This is a genomic window from Paraburkholderia sediminicola (genome assembly GCF_046026855.1).
Classification (GTDB): domain Bacteria; phylum Pseudomonadota; class Gammaproteobacteria; order Burkholderiales; family Burkholderiaceae; genus Paraburkholderia; species Paraburkholderia sediminicola_A.
This window is the reverse complement of the sequence record NZ_JAQQET010000027.1, coordinates 15,596-34,869: the sequence shown is the minus strand read 5'-3', so window position 1 is coordinate 34,869 and position 19,274 is coordinate 15,596. Positions and strand designations below refer to the sequence as shown.

Below are 19,274 nucleotides of genomic sequence, written 5' to 3'. Positions count from 1 at the left end.
AGAATGTGTAGGGTGAAGTACCCACCGGAGACGTCACGCGATGTGGCGCGGTGAGCCGATCGATCTACCCATGAATTTCGCAGACCCTTTACTGGCCCAGTGTCCGATCTCGTCCAATGAAGAGTCGCATGCACGCCCGGGTGCACATGCGTCACTGCGCAGGATCACCTAGGCGATGATGGACCATCGGCGCCTGTGGCTGTCACCCAAACTCGACCCCATTAAGCCCTCGCATCGGGATGTGTCGCGCACGGATTTGGAAGAGCATATCTTCAGTGCGGGCGGTGTCAGGCTGATATTGCTTGACGCCCCAGCTGGTTTTGGCAAGACCACGCTGATGCTGCAGATGCGGCAGCGTTTTCAGCATAGCGGCATCCCGACGGCATGGTTGACACTGGATGCCGCCGACAACGATGCGGGTCGCTTCGTGGCTATGCTGGCAGCCGCGCTGAGTGCCGTTCTGCCGCCCATGGCCCCTGCAGGTAAGGATGTTCCCGATGGCACTGACAACGCCACTCGTGATCTGGCAATGCGGCTACTGGACCAGTTGGCAGCACATCCTGCGCCGTTGATCATTTTTCTCGACGACGCCGAAGTCCTGGAAAGCCCGGCTGTGCTAGGTCTGATTTACGAATTAATTGAACAGTTGCCTCGCGGCGTCCAGGTTATCGTCGGAAGCGTTCCAGCCAATTTCCGGATTGGCCGCTTGCGATCGCAACAACGCCTGATTGAACTCGGCGTGCCTCAGTTGGCCTTCAACGTCGAAGAAACGCGGGCCGTGCTGCGGCAAGCCGGGAATCATCATCTCAACGATCAGGATGTGCGCCTGCTGCACCGTGCTGCTGATGGTTGGCCGCTGGCCATCGGGCTCACCGCCAATATATTGCGCCACTGCGCTCGGCCCGGCAGCCTGATCGCCGAGGTCTCGGCATCGACCGTGCCGATACTGGACGCCCTTGTTGCCGCGTTGCTGGTGTACCTGCCCGACACCCGGCAGCGCGATGTGCTACGGCTGAGCATTCTGCCATCGATGAACGCGGCGCTATGCGCTGCCGTCTGTGCGCTCGACACGACGTCCGCCAGCGTCCTGCTGGAAGAACTATCGCAAACGTATGGTCTTGTGTCGCCACTGGAAGGAAGCAGCGGTTGGTACGTATTTCATCGTGCCATCCGGGTGGCCATGCAGTCAGTCTTCAAACACCGGGCACCCGACGAATTGCCCGCTTTGCATCGTCGTGCATCGGATTGCTTTCTGGCGCACGGACGCGCTGCGCCAGCCATCGAACACGCGTTGGCATCTGGCGATCTCGAGCATGCGTTGCCACTTCTGTCTGCGCACGCCGAACAGCTATTGCGGCAAACCCGCATGTCCCTGCTCGTTCGTTGGCTCGACCCGCTGGCGAGCTGCGGTGCGCTGCAAAACTGGCCGCTGCTGCAGGCGGCCCTCGCGTGGGCTGAACTGTTCTTCCACGGTCCGCAGCAGGCCCGACCGCTGATCGATGCATTTATCGAGCGATACTCCAGTGATCCAGCTCTGGCTGGGCATGCCTGGGTGATGCGCCCCTGCCTGTTGACGATGTCGGACCAGCATGAACAGGCACTCCCGCTATGCACGTATGAAGGTCCGCAATTGCCGCTCGATTCGGTGTTTTTGCGCGCCATGTATGCTTTTACGATGGCAACCCTCGCGACTCTATCCGGTCGCTATAGTGCTGCGCACCGCTTCTTCGAGGCTGGTCGCCATATGAGCAATCTCAAGAGCGGTTTCGACACCATGTTTGAGGCTCTTGAGGGTGCGTCAGACCTTGCGCAAGGGCGATTGAAGCAGGCTACCGACCGGCTGCGCAGTGTCGCAAGTTTTCATCAGGATCGCAATCGGGACGTGCCCGGCACCACGAATGGAAATGCAGTCGCCAACCTGCTATTGGCGCAGGCATTTTACGAAATCGATCACGGCGACCGCTCCGAACGGTTGCTCAGTGTCTACGTGCCAATGGGCCGCGGCATGGTCTGGCCCGACCAGTTAATTCGCTCGCACACGCTACTTGCCCGTGTTCTCGCCAACCGCGGTGACATCGAACGGGCGAACGATGTGTTGACCGAATTGGAGTTCGTCGGGCGCAGAGGAGATTTGCCGCGTGCCATCGCGTCGGCCAGGCTCGAACGCGCTCATCTTATGGCGATGAACGGGCAGATCGAGGAGGCCGCTCGTGAACTTCAGCGCCCTGAAGATACTGGTTTGTGGGAGCACATGGCGTGTATTGACATTCGCGCCAACGACATTGAAACCCGCAGCCTTGCTTTGATACGTTATGGCATTCGTATGGGGACGGCCTCGCTGGCATCTGAGCAACTTGATGCCGAGATCGCCAGTGCCGTCCGGCAACAGCACGTTCGCCGGGCGCTTACGCTACGAATGCTGCGAGCAGAGGCGCTCTGGGCTGAAGGCCGCAGCACGGAAGCACGAGAGCCATTAGGCGAGGTATTGCGTCTCGCGACCCGCGAAGGTTATGTAAGGCCGTTTGTGGACGAAGGCGCAAGCCTGATTCCCTTACTTGAACACGTCAGTGACTATCCCCAGCGGGGGGCCACTGATGACGCAGTGGCCTTGACGGCGCGCGCGCTGTTGGCCAAATTGCGCGACGCGTTACCCGTGCATACCGCTCGACCTGTGGAACCTGTACCTGGCCATGCCATTTCAAACACGGAAGCACTGACCTTGAGAGAAAGACAGGTGCTGCAACTGCTGGCTGAAGGCATGTCCAACTCAGCGATCGGCGAACATATGTTCGTCGCTACAAACACTGTGCGCACGCACCTACGCAACATCAACGTCAAACTTGAAGTGCGTACCCGTACCGAAGCGGTAACCGTCGCGCGGCGCCTGGGTCTGATCCGTTAGCTCTTCGACACTTCCTCGAACGTGTGCAGCTCCCGCCTGTTATTGCCCGACGCACCGGAACGTCCATTCTGTTGGAGTCCTTTGCATTCAAAATTGTGAAAAATCGGAAGGGCAAGCAGTACTTCGCTTAAGTGACGTTACGTCGGGTGGTCCGACTCATGTATCCGTTGCTCAGGCGGCATCCGCCGTCGTATCGTTGTCGGTCCGCTTCCGCTTGTCTTCGACGCGGTCGTAGATAGGGCCACGCGGCTGAGGACATTCGGCTATCGGCGCGTATGCGAGTTCCCGCGCGTCCTGCTCGCGAATGCCGAACGCCTGAAGCAGCGCGAACATGGCCTGCTCTGCGTAGTCGGCCGGCACCTCACCGGAAAGCAATGTCTCGATGCCGTACATGATGGCTCCAAGGGCAATGTCTCGCGCGACAACGACCGAGACGACGCGAAAGCGTCCGCTGTCCACGGCCAGTTGCAAGTCACGGGTCAGGTATTCATCCAGCAAGCGGCCGCGCGAGCCTCGTCTTGTGCCGATCCGCGTGATGAAGGCTCCCCACAGCGGATAGCGGCACGCCATTTCCATGTAAAGCCGCGAGCCTGTAACCACTCGTCGCGCCGGATCGCTTATTTCGCGCACTAGCGGGTCGATGACGCCCAATACTTCGTCGCTGGTTTCGCCAGCCACAGCAGCAAGTAGTTCGGCGGTTGTGCGGAAGTAGTTGTAGAACGTGCCCCGGGAAACGCCTGCTGCCGCGATGAAGTCGTCAATAAGCGGTGCGTCGGGTCCCTTAGCCGCAAATACGCCAAGTGCGCTTTCAATAAGCCGGTTGCGCGTTTTCTCGCGTCGCAAGGCGCCGACGCGGCTTTGATATTTCTCGGTGGCGTGAGTGTCGACCATGGTTTTGTGGAGTGTGGTTCACGAGAGATCCGCTGACCTGATGATACGGGTTTCTCCTGGAACTTATCTAGTTGACGATTTTATCAAAACGACTAGAATTAGTATTGACAAATATGTCAATACTTAGGCGAGCGAGTACGAACCGAGTAGTCAATCAAGGAGACAGTGATGCGATTCGTCAGTTTTCAGCACAACGGCAAAGCGATGCTGGGCGTGCGTGAAGGGGAACATGTACGCGTGCTTGGAGACGAGATGCTCGAATCGCTGCTGGCGCGCGGGACGGACCTTTGCGACTACGCGAAGACGAATGCTAGTGTGGAAACAATCCCTGCAGCGACCATCAGGTTTCTGCCTCCGCTGAAACATCCGCCGAAAATCATCTGCGTGGGTTTGAATTTCGCCGACCATACCTCCGAAAGCAAGTACGAGCAGCCTGATTACCCAACGCTGTTTCTCCGCGTCGACACCAGCCTGGTAGCTCACGATGAGCCCATGATTCGTCCACGCGTAACTGATTCAGAAGGACTCGATTTCGAAGGCGAAATCGCTGTTGTGCTTGGCAAGGGTGGTCGTCACATTGGCAAAGAGCAGGCACTGTCTTGCGTTGTGGGTTACTCGATTTTCAACGACGCGTCGGTGCGCGAGTACCAGTTCAAAACGCCCCAATGGACGATGGGCAAAAACTTCGATAGCACGGGTGCCTTCGGCCCAGACCTCGTTACAGCCGACGAATTACCTCCGGGCATCAAGGGACTCCGGCTCGAAACGCGGTTGAACGGCAATGTCGTTCAATCGGCGAACACTGATGAGATGGTGTTCGACGTGGCTAGCCTCATCAGCATTATCAGCGAGGGCATCAAACTCGAACCGGGCGATGTCATCGTGTCGGGTACGCCGTCCGGCATTGGCTGGGCGCGTAACCCCAAGCTCCTGATGAAGGCGGGTGACGTCTGTGAGGTGACCGTAGAGAAAATCGGCACGTTGCGCAATGTCATCCACGACGAACCCGCGGAATGAAAGCGCCACGCCGCGGTCCATTCAGACACTTCGACGCAAAAGCCGGCAACAGCAGAATTTGATGGAGACAGTCATGACTGGTATACATGCCGCTAGCCGCGATGCGAGTGTGCACTCGATTGACCACTTTGCCCTCAATGTTCCGTCGATTGAAGATGCAGAGCGTTTCTTCCGCGCATTTGGGCTTGCCGTTTCGCGGGCGGGTCACGAGGATCAGGAACTGGAGTTGCGTGCCGCAGACGGTCACCGCTGGGCACGCGTCATTTCTTCATCGGGAAAGTCACTGGCGTACCTTAGCTTCAATTGCTTTGAGCGCGACCTGGACGCTATTCGTAGTCAGGTCGAGGTAGTGGGTACAACGACCGAAGTAATGCATGATGGCGCTGGTTTCTGGTTCCGCGACCCTGACGGTAATCTGGTTCAGGTCAAAGTCGGCCCGAAAACAAGTCCGTCGACAAAGACACCTTGCATCATCGCTGAACGTGCTTCTGATCAGCGCGGTTCGCACATGCGATCCGAATCGAAGACAGTTCACCCGCGGAGACTGTCGCACGTGCTGCTGTTTACCCCTGACGTCCTCGGTGCGCTTGCGTTCTACGAGAAGACGCTCGGGCTACGGCTCTCCGACAAGTCGCTTGACATCATCGCGTTCACGCACGCGCCGCACGGCTGCGACCATCACCTCGTCGCCTTCGCGAAAAGCAGCGCGCGCGGCTGGCATCACTGCGCGTGGGACGTCGATGACGTCAACATGGTCGGCGAGGGCGCGTCGCAGATGGCCGCGGCCGGTTTCGACAAAGGCTGGGGCACCGGGCGGCACGTGCTCGGCTCGAACTACTTCTTCTACGTCGAAGATCCGTGGGGATCGTTCTGCGAATACTCGGCGGATATCGACTTCGTGTCGGCGGGGCATACGTGGCCGGCCGGAGATTTTCCTCCAGAAGATTCGCTGTACTTATGGGGGCCGCCGGTGCCGGACAACTTCGTTCACAACACAGAAGCGTCCGACGCCGGCTCCGTTCCGGCAGGCTGATTTCTTTATCAACGTAACGAGCAGACGGGGAGCCCCACGCATCGGCTCCGACGGCGCGATGCGCACTTTTTCGGCAGAGGACGCAGATGGCAGAACAGGATATGTTCGATGTTGTGGTGGTGGGGTACGGGCCAGTGGGGCAGGCGATGTCGATCCTGCTCGGTGAGCGCGGTTATCGCGTGGCGGTGTTCGACCGCTGGCCGGCGCTGTATCCGTTGCCGCGCGCGGTTTTTCACGACCACGAGATCCGTCGGGTCTTTCACGCGATGGGCATCGGCAAGGACGTCGAGGCCATTTCGCAGCCGTCGGCGAAGTATCAGTGGTTCAACGCGGACTGGAAGACGCTGGTCGAGATCGACTGGTCGGCCGAGTCGATCAGCGACGGGCCGGTCGGGTATCTGTTCAACCAGCCCTCGCTAGAAGCGCTGCTCGACGGCAAGGCCAGGTCGCTGCCGACAGTCTCGGTCCAGCAGGGCTGGGAGGCTACCGGACTCGCGCATTTTGCCGACCACTGCGAACTCGCGCTCCGCCGCGGCACGATCGAAGCGGGCGCATGGGTACCGACCGGCGAGACCCAGACGGTGCGTGCCCGCTACGTGGTGGGTGCCGACGGTGCGAATAGTTTCGTACGCGGGTCGCTCGGCATCGCTTTCGAGGATCTCGGGTTTCAGGAGGACTGGCTCGTGATTGACCTGAAGCCGAACGAAGGCGTGAAGCTGGACGTTCCAGACATTGGCCAGTGGTGCAATCCGGCGCGACCGACGACGATGGTGCCAGGCGGCCCCGGCTATCGGCGCTGGGAGTTCATGCGCCTGCCGCACGAGACTGTCGAGGAGCTGCAGAAGCCGGAGAAGGTTTGGGAACTGCTGGCGCCGTGGGTCGGGCCCGACAACGCCACACTGGTGCGTTACGCCGTGTACCGTTTCCGCTCGCTGATCGCGGGCACGTGGCGCGTGGGGCGTGCGGCGCTGGCCGGCGACGCGGCGCATCAGATGCCGCCGTTCATGGGGCAGGGTATGTGCTCCGGGCTGCGTGACGTATGGAATCTCGCATGGCGCTTCGATCTGATTTTGCGGGGCATCGCGTCGGATGCGCTGCTCGACGGCTATACACCAGAACGCCGGCCGCAGGTTCGCGCTGTGATCGACGCGTCGATTGCGATGGGGCAGGTGGTCTGCATCTCGGACCACGAAAAGGCTGCGGAACGCGATCGGGCGTATCTGTCGGGACTGGTGCCGCCGCTGCCGCCGTTCCCCGGTTTGACCGACGGGTTGATCTGTCGGGATGCGGAATTTTCGTGCAACGGCATGGCAGGGCTGCTGAGCGTGCACGGCAAGGTGAACGATGATGCGAACACGTTGCGCTACGACGACGCGGTCCCCAATGGCTTCCACGTGATTGCACTTGACGCGGACCCAGAGCAGATTCTCGATGCGGATGCGCGAGCCGCGCTCGCCCGCATCGGCGCACGGACCATCGGCATAACGACGGATCGCAACAAGACGGTGCGCGGCCGCGTCGTGTTCGACGCAAGCGGGAAGTACCGGCAGTTTTTCGATGGTCACGGCGCACGGGCGGTCATCGTGCGGCCGGACTACTACGTATTCGGCGCGGTGCGGTCGCTCGATGAACTGCCGGCGCTCGTTCATGCGCTGTCGTCGCGACTGTCGCTGGCCAGTTCGCATGCGATGAACTAAGCGCGCGAGCCGGCTGTTCTCGTCTGTCGACGTGCGCGTCCTCCACCCCTTACGGAAAGGTCTCTTATGTCGAATACGACACTCCCTTACGCACCGTCCGCTGGGCAGCTCCGCACACATCTCGCGGCGATGAAACGCGCTCAACATGAAGCGGGATCGCCTTCTGCCGAACTGCGCAAGGACCGCATCGCACGCGCGATCGATCTGCTCAGCGCACACCGCGTCGCGCTGATCGACGCGATCTCCACTGACTTCGGTAACCGCAGCACGCAGCAGACGCTGCTGGCCGACATCCTCGCGTCACTCAGCAGCCTGCGATTTAGCCGCGAGCGGGTCGATCTGTGGACGGCCGCGCAGCCCGAACAGCAGCCGTTCCCCGGTGCACGCGCATGGGTCGAGTACCAGCCGCTCGGCGTGGTAGGCGTCGTCAGTCCGTGGAATTTTCCGCTTGTGCTCGCATTTGGTCCGCTCGCCAGCGTGTTCGCAGCCGGTAACCGCGCGATGCTGAAGCCGTCCGAGCACACGCCGCAAACGTCGGCGCTGCTCGCCGGACTGACCGCCCGTTACTTCGATGCGGACGAGCTCACGACGGTGCTCGGTGGTCCGGATATCGGCGCGATCTTCAGCGCATTGCCGTTCGACCATCTGATCTTCACCGGTAGTACCCAGGTTGCGCATCATGTGATGCGCGCCGCGTCGGACCACCTTGTTCCGGTGACGCTCGAGCTTGGCGGCAAGTCGCCAGTCGTGGTCACGTCCGACGCGGATCTGGCGCGCGTGGCCGCGCGCGTGCTCGCCGCGAAAACTTTCAATGCTGGACAGATCTGCCTGTCGCCGGATTACATGCTGATCGACGAAGCGCGCGTGGATGCGTTCACCGCTCACGCGAAGGCGGCCGTGGCCCGGATGTACCCGACGTTGCGTGACAACCCGGACTATACGTCGATGGTCAATGCGCAAGGCTTCGAACGCCAACATGCGCTGATCGACGATGCGCGCCGGCACGGCGCGACCGTCGTCGGCTTGAGCGCTGCGGAGGAGGACCTGTCCGACGCGACGATTCGCAAGGTAGCGCCGACTTTGATTGTCGGGGCAACGGATGCGATGCGCGTGATGCAGGAAGAAGTGTTCGGCCCGGTGCTACCCGTGATGACCTGTCGCACGCTCGACGACGCGATCGACTACGTCAACGGCAAGCCGCGCCCGCTCGCCGTGTATTTCTTCGGCGACGACTTACAGGCACGTGCACGCATATCGTCGCGAACGACATCGGGCGCGCTGGTTGTCAACGACGCGATGACTCATTTCCTCGTCGATTCGCTGCCGTTCGGCGGAGTCGGCGCGTCGGGCATGGGCCACTACCACGGCGAGTACGGGTTTCGCGCGCTGAGCCATGCGAAGCCGGTTTTGCTGCAAAGCGAGGGCGGAGAATCGAACCTGCTGATGCATGCGCCTTATTCGGAGATGACGCTGGCGATGATCGACGCAATGATTGATGGCTGAGCAGGGGGATGTCGTGCTAAGACGCTGGATTTGAATTTGATCCCTAGAAGAGATGATGTTCGAACGGGCCTTGAGGTGGATCATTCGAGCGCGCACCGCTGGGTCACCAAGCTCGTGCGGTCGGTCTAGACGGCGTTTTGACGGTACAAGAGACCGGTTGGCAAGAGCTGGGGGATGGACGACGAGACCTACGTCAAGGTCAAAGGTCAATGGAGGATCTGTACGTCGCCGTCGACAAGCATGGCAGCACGGTTGATTTTTTGTTGCGCGCCGAGCAGGATCACTGGGTCATCAAACGCATCACCATACCAATGATGGGCGTAAAGGATTTCCGGTTGCTCGCATCATCCTGGCCAGCATCGAACTGATGCACCTTATCCGCAAGGGGCAGATGCACGATGATGGCGTCGCCAGAGCGCAGTCGAGCAATTCTGCTGGTTATGTAAATGGTTCCAATGATATCGGGACTTGCTCGTCCCGCCCGCCTTATCGCGGCACAACCTCTTACGCGACCGTTCTGATAATGTCACAAGGTCGCTCTTGCCTACCAGTTCCATCTTATCGACGGTACTATATTTACGAGTCTTTTGATGATAGGCGGGGGGCTTGATGCCAGCCACGCCAGACGTATGTCTTGAGGGGGAAGCCGGTTTTTTAGAGGCACATACGTCACGTGTTTAAGCCCAATTTCAGCTAGTGAGGCGGGAACAATTGAGACACCTATGCCCGCGCTTACGAGTCCTAGTATCATGTGCATACTCCTAACGCGGCGCACCTGACTCGGCACGAGACGCTCTGCCGCAAATGCTGAAAACACCATTGAATCGTATTCAGGGCTGTAGGATGATTCAAAGGCGATGAGTGTTCTATCAGCGAGATCCGCAAGCGAAACGGAGGCTCGCGCCGCGAGCGCTTCTTGATTGTTGATCGCAACGACGTAGTCCTCGCTAAATAGCGGGATGGTCTCTATGCCTGGTTCGCGCCTCATCAACCGTAGGATTCCGCCATCAATCGTGCGCTTTCTGATCGCCACAATCTGCGCCTCGATACTCATTTCCTCGACGTGTAGCTCCACAGCCGGGTATTGCATCCCCATGACTTTAACTATATCTGGAATTGCGCGGTACACGCTGGAATAAATCGCGCCCAGCAATACTCTCCCAGCGACACCCTGCTCCACCTGCCGTGCCATCTCCATGGCACTCTTCGCGGCACTTAACAGTTCCCGTGCCAATGGGTCAAAGGTTGCGCCGGCGTCTGTGAGGCAAACTGACTTATTGGTCCGATCAAACAAACGCACACCTATTTCACCTTCGAGTCGCTTAATGCGCGCACTGAAAGGCGGTTGTGCCATATGCGCACGTGCCGCCGCGCGCGTGAAGTTTAGCTCCTCCACGAGTGCAACGAAACATTGAAGATCCTTAAATTCCATGCCAATACACCTCGGAAAACGATACCGTTTCCGTATCATAGGCTTCGGATTTGGATATTGTACATATGCTCCGTGGTTTGCGAGACTAAGCGCTACGGACAGGAGGCGGCACATGGGTTGCGGTTCAATACAAGGGAAAGAACCTAACTACCCGCTGTAGTCATTGGAGGCGTTCTCATCGGGTTAGCGGTCGCAGGCGAATTGGGTTGGCACGGCATCCGGTGGCGCGGGAAGGGCGGGGCTGTTACTCAAAATAAAATGGATTTAGTCGGAGTTAGTACGGTGGAATTTTGTCGTCTGAGATCTGGACGCTGATGCGTTCGGAAGAGATTTTCCTTTGATTTGGTTGGGGGATGATGCCGCCCAACTCGCTCCGTTTTGCGGAAGCCGCCGCTAGTGTGGGGATCCCGCTCTCCGTATTAGAAGTTAACAATCCGGCGATCCATCGTCTATACGAACGTAAAAGGGATTTAGTTGGATCCGATGGGCACGTCAGATGGAGAGAAAACAGCTTGCCGGAGGATATTTTGAACGTGTTCAACACGCTGCGCGGGGGCTACCCTCATCGCGTGTAATTTTTATCTTAAAGCAATAAGAGGTGCAAAATGAAACTCGTGTCCTACAATGGTGGGCGCCTCGGTGTACTCCTTCCTCACGGTGTCATTGAAATTACAGACTTGTGCCGTCTGCCCATCGATTTTTGGCCACCGGTTGGGATGACTTCGATTATCGCGGATTTTCCGCGTTATCTAGAAGAGATATCCAGGCGTATCCTGGAATCTGTGCCATTGCCTGTTGAACAGATTCGGTTGGAGGCGCCGTTAGCCTACCCTGGAAATATTGTGGCTTTTCCTGCAAATTTCGAATCACATCGTGGCGAAATGAAATCGCCATATAGTGCTTCTTCTCGCGGTTTTTTCTTGAAAGCAACGTCCTCAATAGTCGGTCCAGAGGACGTAATCATGCTGCCAAATATACCTCTGAGGGAAATTCATCACGAGTGTGAGTTTGGCATTGTTATAGGCCGCGAATGTCGAGGGGTTAGCCGAGAGAACGCCATGACGCATGTTTTTGGGTATTGTTGTTTAGTGGACGTGACCGTGCGCGGAACGGAAGAAAGAGTAATGAGAAAATCCTATGACTCTTTCACGCCGATCGGACCATGGATCGTCACGGCTGACGAAGTGAAGAACCCCCACGCCATGGCACTCGAACTCTCGGTAAATCATGAGTTAAGGCAAGATGCAAACACAAGGGATTTAATTGTTGACATTCCCGGGATGATCTCCATGGCATCATCTGTAATGACACTTCGACCCGGTGACATTATTGCTTCAGGAACGCCGGCGGGCGTAGGTCCGTTACGCGCTGGCGATTTTGTTCGCATAGCTGTCGAGGGGGTGGGTTCCATGTCTCTGAAGGTGGAGCAATCAAAGATCGGGATGAATGATGCCTTCGCTGCTGGGAATATAGTAAAAGGGAGCAATGGCGATGCAATCTAACAGACATAAAGATTATTATCACCTGTTGGAGCTTCAATCATTAATGCCCGGGTGGAAGCGAAAGAATCCGAATGTTTGGCCGCATCCGAAATCCAAGTTCAAGCCAGCAATTTGGCGATTTAATGAAGCAAAAAATGCATTGGCAGAGTCAGTTAAATTTCTATCTCCGGAAGATACAGAGCGAAGGAATCTTTTGCTCGTTAATCCTTTCGAGGGAAACTCATATCCCACGACTAGTAATCTTATTGCGGCTTACCAGATGGTTGCCCCGGGCGAATCGGCCCCTGCGCATCGTCATTCGCCTTCGGCTCTTCGAGTTGTACTTAGTGCATCGAAGGGTGCGGTTACGTTTGTCAACGGTCAGCGGATTGACATGAACGAAGGCGACGTCATATTCACACCTAATTGGGCATGGCATTCGCATGCAAACGAGGGAATAGAACCGGCATACTGGGTCGACTTCCTCGATGTGCCCTTTGTACAACACGTAGAAGCGGTGTTTTTTGAGCGATGCGCCGATACTCGGAAATCGATGCAAGTGCCTCCCGATCTAGATCCTAATTTACAATACAGAACGCTGGGCGAACTGGATCGGAAACGTACAGATGTTGCCATACAGTATGATCCAATGCCTACAATTGGCGTAGGCGCCATCCGTATGGAAGAAAGTACCAAACGGTGTCTCCCCCGCTCCACCGCGAGTTCGATCTACACGGTGCTCGATGGAAATGCTTCAATCGTTTTTGAAGATGACGGCTCAGAATTTACTCTAGGTAAAGGAGATGTTTTTGCACTGCCGTGTTGGACGTTAGGCACCATTTTTACGTCGGCGGGTGCTTCTTTACTGCGAGTTTGTGATGAACCACTTCTTCGAATGACCGGATTGTTGCGAGAGGAGCAACGCGTTTAGCATAATTTACTCGTCCGAACCTTTACTCGCCATTTCGTCGTAGGTTGTCATCCGGAGAGGCTACGCGAAGGATCGCGCACAGCGAGGATCGACGCAGCGTCCCATAAGCTTGCTTGAACGAGAGCATTTTCGATAATTATCAGCTCTCCAAAGTAACCTGTCGATTTCTCTAGCGTCAAGCGAGTCAATTGCATCTGGTTATACAGAACGTGACATCGATCCGATGTAGTCGGACATTGAAGGAATCTAGGCAAAACTGGGTTGTAACCCGGCGTGGACTCACGTTTGCTCTTGGATTTTCGAGAGCAAATGAATTCTTTCTTCAGACGGATTGGAATGTAAACGAGCTATTTCTCGGCGGTATGGCGTTGGCCGTGATCACGGCGGCGGCAATCATACTAAACGAGAACCTCAGTTGAGGTTCCTGAGCAACCTGCCGGCAAGTCGATAGCAAGCGTGTCTTAACTCGGCAATTTTATAAATCTAATAATTGAAAAATTTTGGAGACTTCATGAAAAAGCTTGCTGTTGGAGGATTTCTCGCGTCTCTCGTTGGGCAAACGTTTGCGCAGAGCAGTGTGACACTTTACGGGATTATCGATACGGGTATTGAGTACGTTACGCACGCCAACGCAAACGGAGACTCAATCGTTCGAATGCCTACTGTAACCGCATCGCTGCCTTCCTACTGGGGATTACGCGGTGCCGAAGACCTAGGAGGAGGTCTTCAGGCGGTCTTTGTTCTCGAGAACGGATTCAACCTGCGCGGCGGAGACTTTGGGCAAGGCGGTCGATTATTTGGCCGGCAGGCTTGGGTCGGCATCAAGTCGTCCAGCTGGGGTGCGCTATCGTTTGGTAGGCAGTACACAATGTCGTACTGGGGGATTCAGGAGTCCGACATCCTCGGGCCGGATATCTACGCGATTGCGTCATTCGACGCCTACCTGCCTAACGGGCGCAGCGACAATTCAGTCGTTTACCTTAGCCCGAGCTTCTACGGCTTCAGCATCGGTGCTACCTATTCTTTTGGACGTGATTCCGTCGGTACAGGAAATTCTCCTGGGCAAGGCACGTGTGCCGGAGGTGTTCCCGGTCAATTTACAGCCTGTCGCCAGTTGAGCGCGCGCTTGAAGTACGACGGAGGGTTATTTGGTACCTCTGTCGTATACGATGAGCAGAGGGGAGGTGCGAATGCCGCGGCAAACTTCTTTGATGGCGAGGCGCCAGTTCCGACTACATCGAGCGGAGATAAAGACGCGCGCATCGAAGCTAACGGTTGGGCGAAGCTTGGATCAACCCGATTAGGTGCAGGGTGGATTTCGCGTATGGTTACGGGACCCGGCGTTACGGGTGTTCGGGCGAATCTGTTTTATGCGGGCGCAAGCATTCAGGCAACTCCGGCCATCATGGTCGAAGGCGAAGTGTATCGGATGATAGTCTCGCAGCACGACACGCGCGGCACCATGGGCACCTTCCGATGTACGTATCTCCTGTCCAAGAGCACGGCTGTTTATGCTCAGACTTCCTATCTTGATAACAGCCCGAAAGGGCGGTTCACTGTCAGCTCTGGCGGGGGAGGCACCACGCCGGCCGCAGGCGATGGTCAGTTGGGCGCGATGGTGGGCATCAGGCACAGTTTCTGATCGAAACGATGCGTTCTAACCGGTTTTGTCGCGCTAATGGATTTGAATTTGCATTCGATCCCTAGAAGAGATGATGTTCGAACGGGCCTTGAGGTGGATCATTCGAGCGCGCACCGCTGGGTTACCAAGCTCGTGCGGTCGGTCGAGACGGCGTTTTGACGGTACAAGAGACCGGTTGGCAAGAGCTGGGGGATGGACGACGAGACCTACGTCAAGGTCAAAGGTCAATGGAGGATCTGTACGTCGCCGTCGACAAGCATGGCAGCACGGTTGATTTTTGTTGCGCACCGAGCAGGATCACTGGGCCATCAAACGCATCACCATACCAATGATGGGCGTAAAGGATTTCCGGTTGCTCGCATCATCCTGGCCAGCATCGAACTGATGCACATTATCCGCAAGGGGCAGATGCACGATGATGGCGTCGCCAAAGTGCAGCCGAGCAATTCTGCTGGTTATGTAAATGGTTCCAATGATATCGGGACTTGCTCGTCCCGCCCGCCTTATCGCGGCACAATTCTTCTGGCCGCTGATGCGTTGGTTAGATTCGACCACATGGTTCATAATTGGTGCCACGCGCCTGAGCGATCCACCTGCTAGGCACTTACTGATCCGACTCGCACAGACATGCCGAACATCCCGTCCCGTAAGACACCTGATCCTGAACCGGGCCTCAATTCCGTATTCTTGGATCTGTATGAGCAACCAGGTCACCTTTTTCGACGTTCGCAGCAAATATCAGTTTCCATTTTCTACGAAATACTTGGCGACGAGGTGACACCAATCCAGTACGCGATCCTTAGAATGCTGCACGAGCGGCCCGGTACAGACCAGAAGACGCTGGCTGGTCTAGTCGCGCTGGACACATCCAGCACAGCAACGACGGCCGAGCGACTGGAGGCCAAAGGGCTGATAGTCCGTGAACTTCACATTGCAGGACGTCGCCAGCGATTGTTGTTTTTGACGCCCGAAGGGCAGAGGCTGTTAAGCAGTATGGTTGATGGAATGCAGAAGATGCAGAACGAAATGTTTCGCGACTTCCAACCGGACGAGCGGGAGGGCCTGATGCGACTGCTGCATAAGTTCGTCTCTGTGAACAATGCACGTAGCCGCGTACCGCTTGAGATGGCCGGCAGCGTCGATGCGCCGCCGACGAGGGTGTGTACAACGGGTCCAGCAAACAAGCAGCGATAACTTCACTAGCGTTGCGCGATACCTGTTGCCTGGCACGCGCGCAGATTCACGCACGGCCATACGGATGGGGTGCTCGCCTTCGCTCCCGAGCGCGCTCTCTTTTCCTAATCCGACCTATCTGGGACCAACTCTTAGGGATAACCAGAGTACTTTCTGAGTTGAACTCTAGCGATGTGTGGACTACCATTCAGTGTACGGATTGGCATCGGATCACCGAGCGTATCCCGCCGTCAGGTGATGTCGCGGACAGGCTGTTGCATACGGACTGAAACCGACGCGGACGAAACCGGTTGACGCTACGAATTAGCAGAGATGATCTCAATCCCGTAGGTTCCGTAGCCAACCAAATTTAGAAGGAGACGCCACATGAATGCGCCCCATCATACGATGCCGGAATCATCGTCTGCTTTCCCGCTGGATCGCTGGTACGTTGTCGGTTTTTCATGGGAGCTTACCGATAAGCCGATCGCGCGAACGATTCTTGGGCATCCACTGGTACTGTTCCGCACGGCGGAAAAACCTGTGGCACTCGAAGACCGTTGCTGTCACAAGAGTCTTCCACTGTCGCTCGGGACCTTGGAAGAAGGAGGGCTTCGCTGCGGCTATCATGGCCTCCTCTTCGGCGAGGACGGCGCGTGCAAGGATATACCCGGGCAAGCGAATATCCCCTGTGAGGCGAGGGTGCATGCTTACGAGATCAGGGAGCGTGATCAGATTCTGTGGATCTGGTTTGGGTCGTCAGAGCACCCGGCGTCGCAAGCGGAGCCACCAGGTTACTGGGTGCACAGCGACCCGCAATATAAATTCAGAGGAGATGTATTTCACTTCGAGGCTCCGTATCAACTCGTACATGACAACCTGCTGGATCTGAGCCATCTGGGTTATGTGCATCTCAGGACCATTGGCGGCAATGCACGCATCCACGCGGAGGCGGAGATGAAAGTTGAACAGGAGGGTGAGACGATACGCGTCACCCGATATATGCGGGATTCCGAGCCGCCGCCCACTTACACCGCAGCACGGCCTTTCTCAGGGAACGTTGATCGTTGGCAGGAGATTGACTTCCGCGTGACGCACCTGCTGATCTGGGCCGGCGCCGTGGAGCCAGGTTCGGACAGTCTCTCAGACCCTAACCGAGGAGGATTCCACATCCGTGGCTTCCACGGCGTGACGCCTGAAACTGAAACGAGCACGCATTATTTTTGGACGGTAGCCACCAATCCTCATCCAGACATGCAGGATGTGACCGAGATTGTGCGCTCCCAGAGCGAACTCACATTCCAGGAAGACAAGGTCGTGATAGAGGCGCAGTACCGGAATATGTTGCGATTCTCTGGCGCGTCGACTGTTGATGTCCATGTGGATGTAGGACCAAACCGTGCTCGTCGCATAATCGATCGACTTTGCGTTAAACAGCGATGCTGACAACGTAGTTAAGGTGAGCGGCACGCCGCAACGATAACATCGGCCTCAAACGGATCAGTGCGGCGCGTAGCGCCAGCTCGATTGGCGCCCGAATGCTCGCGATACTCAAGGAAAGCAGTGGGGTTTATAAGAACGACACAATCTGCTCATAGGTTGCCATACTAAGATCTTAGTCACTATGCCGGTGAGTACGCTTGAATATCTGCAAACTTGAGAAGCGTAGTTTTGATCGCGTGTACGCATGCTCCCAAGGCGGCCATCTTATCAACCTGTGCGTTGTCGCGGGCTTGCGCCTTGGTGGCTGTGAGGCATATCCGAGTCTTTCTCTGCTGTTCGCGGCTACTTGCTAGCTTGTCGATTGAGCGTAGCTATGTCGAACCGACAGATGCTCCGGGCCTGGGTTGAATGGAGAACTTTGGTTTAGACAGCTATCTCGCAAAGCTCGGTGCGAATGACAGATAGGAGGAGTGAAGGTTGTCACACTTATGAATGACCCTGTTCGATACACCGCATAAGTTCAACATATTGATACCGGATCAATATTGAATTGCCCTAACAGGAGAAGGTGGATGGAAATCACGATGTTGTATATGTGGAACTCGGGTAAGGCTGAGGTACAGCCATTGGCGACCCTCGGTTCGCGCATTCAACTGGAACGTGAAACTAAGTATGTCGTGATTCTGTAGATTGTCAGCACTGTACACAGTGTTAGGAGGTGTGATGCTAGAAGTTCGACTTGGTAGCGAGGGCGGGGAAACGTTCGTCGGTTGGCTGCAACCGGCCTCCACCCGCGGGCCTGGGGTGGTGTTATTACAGGAGATTTTTGGGGTGAACTCGCAGATTCGCTCGATTGGACGTCGCTTTGCTGATTTGGGCTATCCTACCCTCGCTCCGGATCTCTTTTGGCGATCGGAACCACGAGTCAATCTGGGATATTCCGAAGCGGACCGCGCGGTCGCGTTTAACCTCTATCGATCTTTCGACGTAGAAGTCGGAGTCAAGGATGTGGGGTTGGCGGTTGATGTGATGAAATCCCACCCCTCCTGTGACGGCAGGGTCGCGATTTTGGGATATTGCATGGGTGGGCTGCTAGCAGTTCTCGCTGGGGCGAGACATGATCCAAGCGCCGTCGTGGCTTACTACGGTGTTGGTATTGATCAGCATTTAGATGATCTGATTAGATTGACCTGCCCCTCCTTACTTCATTTCGGGAGTCAGGACTCTCACATTCCACAGCAAGCCTTGGGACGCATCCGAGCGGCAACCAAAGCGATGAGCAATATAGAGGTCGCTATATATCGCGGTGCCGGGCATGCTTTCGCGAACGAGCAGCGTACAGATTTATATCAGCGCGACTCGGCGTTGCTGGCCGATGAGCGTACTCTTAAGCTATTGATCGATGCCTTTGATTGAGTGTCGATCCAGAATATTTTGCATTTATAGGATATACGCGATTTTGTCAGAGCTACATATAAAGGAGGATTAACTTTTAAAGTTTTTTCGCGCTAAGGCGTTGGACCTGAATTTGCATTTGATCCCTCGAAAAGATGACGTCCAAACGGGGCCTTGAGGTGGATCATTCGAGCGTACACCGCTGGGTCGTCAAGCTCGTGCCGTTGGTCGACGTGGCGTTTCGACGGCACAAGAGATCGATTGACAAGAGCTGGAGGATGGACGAAACCTATGTCAAGATAAACGGGCAACGGAAGTATCTGTACCGCGCCGTCGACGAGCAGGGCAGCGCCGTTGATTTCTTGTTGCGCGCCGAGCAGGATCGCCGGACCATCAAACGCATCATCAAATCAATGATGGATTTAAAGGACTTTCGGTGTGCTCGCATCATCCTGACCGGCATCGAGCTGATGCACATGATCCGCAAGGGGCTGATGCACGATGATGGCGTCGCCAAAAGCGCCGCCGTGCAATTCTATGCTGGTTATGTAAACAGTTCTAATGATATTGGCACTTGCTCATCCCGCCCGCTTTATCGCGACACAACCGGCGGACGAGCTTACCAACCCTGCCCGGACTTCCGGGCCCGAGCTTCTGCTCACCTATACCGCGAATCAGTTGACGTTTTCCAGTACGGGATACGCGCGCGTGAGAACCGACGGGCCACGGATCCG

General features: G+C 56.5%; 13 protein-coding genes and 3 pseudogenes. 14 read left to right on the top strand and 2 right to left on the bottom strand.

The genetic code is table 11. From position 1 onward, the window contains the following. Nucleotides 1–175 precede the first annotated feature (175 nt). Nucleotides 176–2,902, top strand: coding sequence for a LuxR C-terminal-related transcriptional regulator (locus PQR40_RS26610; protein ID WP_408510175.1), 2,727 nt, complete (start codon nt 176–178; stop codon nt 2,900–2,902). Between the two features lie 171 nt (nt 2,903–3,073). On the opposite strand, the gene PQR40_RS26605 is transcribed toward PQR40_RS26610, so the two are convergent. After that, nucleotides 3,074–3,793, bottom strand: coding sequence for a TetR/AcrR family transcriptional regulator (locus tag PQR40_RS26605; protein ID WP_408510174.1), 720 nt, complete (start codon nt 3,791–3,793; stop codon nt 3,074–3,076). Nucleotides 3,794–3,961: 168 nt separating this feature from the next. On the opposite strand from PQR40_RS26605, the gene PQR40_RS26600 reads away from it, so the two are divergent. The 5 genes and pseudogenes from PQR40_RS26600 to PQR40_RS26580 form a co-directional block, all read left to right on the top strand. After that, the gene (locus PQR40_RS26600) at nt 3,962–4,810 is read left to right on the top strand and encodes a fumarylacetoacetate hydrolase family protein (RefSeq protein WP_408510173.1); all 849 of its coding nucleotides are present in this window, start codon (nt 3,962–3,964) and stop codon (nt 4,808–4,810) included. A 73-nt stretch (nt 4,811–4,883) separates the two neighbouring features. After that, nucleotides 4,884–5,843 (top strand): VOC family protein, encoded by a 960-nt coding sequence (locus tag PQR40_RS26595; RefSeq protein WP_408237779.1) that lies wholly within the window; start codon nt 4,884–4,886, stop codon nt 5,841–5,843. A gap of 86 nt (nt 5,844–5,929) precedes the next feature. Then, a complete protein-coding gene (locus PQR40_RS26590) occupies nt 5,930–7,540 on the top strand; it encodes a bifunctional 3-(3-hydroxy-phenyl)propionate/3-hydroxycinnamic acid hydroxylase MhpA (RefSeq protein ID WP_408237782.1) in 1,611 nt (536 codons plus the stop codon). A gap of 66 nt (nt 7,541–7,606) precedes the next feature. Next, a complete protein-coding gene (locus PQR40_RS26585) occupies nt 7,607–9,043 on the top strand; it encodes a coniferyl aldehyde dehydrogenase (protein ID WP_408510172.1) in 1,437 nt (478 codons plus the stop codon). A 40-nt stretch (nt 9,044–9,083) separates the two neighbouring features. Next, nucleotides 9,084–9,653: pseudogene (locus PQR40_RS26580) on the top strand (DDE-type integrase/transposase/recombinase); the annotation flags it as partial. Here PQR40_RS26580 and PQR40_RS26575 read toward each other — a convergent pair. Further along, nucleotides 9,588–10,475, bottom strand: coding sequence for a LysR substrate-binding domain-containing protein (locus PQR40_RS26575; RefSeq protein WP_408339761.1), 888 nt, complete (start codon nt 10,473–10,475; stop codon nt 9,588–9,590). The pseudogene PQR40_RS26580 and the gene PQR40_RS26575 overlap by 66 nt on opposite strands. A 605-nt stretch (nt 10,476–11,080) precedes the next feature. Between PQR40_RS26575 and PQR40_RS26570 the strand changes: the two genes are divergently transcribed. The 8 genes and pseudogenes from PQR40_RS26570 to PQR40_RS26535 all read left to right on the top strand — a co-directional run. Continuing rightward, nucleotides 11,081–11,977 (top strand): fumarylacetoacetate hydrolase family protein, encoded by an 897-nt coding sequence (locus PQR40_RS26570; protein WP_408510171.1) that lies wholly within the window; start codon nt 11,081–11,083, stop codon nt 11,975–11,977. Beyond that, entirely contained in the window at nt 11,967–12,887 is a 921-nt protein-coding gene (locus tag PQR40_RS26565) for a cupin domain-containing protein (RefSeq protein ID WP_408510170.1), read from the top strand. Before PQR40_RS26570 ends, PQR40_RS26565 begins: the two co-directional genes overlap by 11 nt. Nucleotides 12,888–13,398: 511 nt before the next feature. Next, complete coding sequence (locus PQR40_RS26560; protein WP_408510169.1) at nt 13,399–14,529, top strand: porin; 1,131 nt, start codon at nt 13,399–13,401, stop codon at nt 14,527–14,529. A 46-nt stretch (nt 14,530–14,575) separates the two neighbouring features. After that, nucleotides 14,576–14,961: pseudogene (locus PQR40_RS26555) on the top strand (DDE-type integrase/transposase/recombinase); the annotation flags it as partial. Between the two features lie 195 nt (nt 14,962–15,156). Then, nucleotides 15,157–15,723 (top strand): MarR family winged helix-turn-helix transcriptional regulator, encoded by a 567-nt coding sequence (locus PQR40_RS26550; RefSeq protein ID WP_408510168.1) that lies wholly within the window; start codon nt 15,157–15,159, stop codon nt 15,721–15,723. A 366-nt stretch (nt 15,724–16,089) separates the two neighbouring features. Beyond that, nucleotides 16,090–17,148: a Rieske 2Fe-2S domain-containing protein gene (locus tag PQR40_RS26545; RefSeq protein WP_408510167.1), complete on the top strand. Its 1,059-nt coding sequence runs from the start codon at nt 16,090–16,092 to the stop codon at nt 17,146–17,148. A gap of 720 nt (nt 17,149–17,868) precedes the next feature. Then, a complete protein-coding gene (locus tag PQR40_RS26540) occupies nt 17,869–18,561 on the top strand; it encodes a dienelactone hydrolase family protein (protein WP_408510166.1) in 693 nt (230 codons plus the stop codon). 125 nt (nt 18,562–18,686) lie between these two features. Then, nucleotides 18,687–19,079, top strand: a pseudogene (locus PQR40_RS26535) (DDE-type integrase/transposase/recombinase); the annotation flags it as partial. Nucleotides 19,080–19,274 lie beyond the last annotated feature (195 nt).

What these genes read in the sequence shown, in the direction of transcription:
- PQR40_RS26550 (WP_408510168.1), top strand. Translation starts at nt 15,157, where the DNA reads ATGCCGAACATCCCGTCCCGTAAGACACCTGATCCTGAACCGGGCCTC.
- PQR40_RS26590 (WP_408237782.1), top strand. Translation starts at nt 5,930, where the DNA reads ATGGCAGAACAGGATATGTTCGATGTTGTGGTGGTGGGGTACGGGCCA.
- PQR40_RS26560 (WP_408510169.1), top strand. Translation starts at nt 13,399, where the DNA reads ATGAAAAAGCTTGCTGTTGGAGGATTTCTCGCGTCTCTCGTTGGGCAA.
- PQR40_RS26545 (WP_408510167.1), top strand. Translation starts at nt 16,090, where the DNA reads ATGAATGCGCCCCATCATACGATGCCGGAATCATCGTCTGCTTTCCCG.
- PQR40_RS26600 (WP_408510173.1), top strand. Translation starts at nt 3,962, where the DNA reads ATGCGATTCGTCAGTTTTCAGCACAACGGCAAAGCGATGCTGGGCGTG.
- PQR40_RS26565 (WP_408510170.1), top strand. Translation starts at nt 11,967, where the DNA reads ATGCAATCTAACAGACATAAAGATTATTATCACCTGTTGGAGCTTCAA.
- PQR40_RS26585 (WP_408510172.1), top strand. Translation starts at nt 7,607, where the DNA reads ATGTCGAATACGACACTCCCTTACGCACCGTCCGCTGGGCAGCTCCGC.
- PQR40_RS26540 (WP_408510166.1), top strand. Translation starts at nt 17,869, where the DNA reads ATGCTAGAAGTTCGACTTGGTAGCGAGGGCGGGGAAACGTTCGTCGGT.
- PQR40_RS26610 (WP_408510175.1), top strand. Translation starts at nt 176, where the DNA reads ATGATGGACCATCGGCGCCTGTGGCTGTCACCCAAACTCGACCCCATT.
- PQR40_RS26605 (WP_408510174.1), bottom strand. Translation starts at nt 3,793, where the DNA reads ATGGTCGACACTCACGCCACCGAGAAATATCAAAGCCGCGTCGGCGCC.
- PQR40_RS26595 (WP_408237779.1), top strand. Translation starts at nt 4,884, where the DNA reads ATGACTGGTATACATGCCGCTAGCCGCGATGCGAGTGTGCACTCGATT.
- PQR40_RS26575 (WP_408339761.1), bottom strand. Translation starts at nt 10,475, where the DNA reads ATGGAATTTAAGGATCTTCAATGTTTCGTTGCACTCGTGGAGGAGCTA.
- PQR40_RS26570 (WP_408510171.1), top strand. Translation starts at nt 11,081, where the DNA reads ATGAAACTCGTGTCCTACAATGGTGGGCGCCTCGGTGTACTCCTTCCT.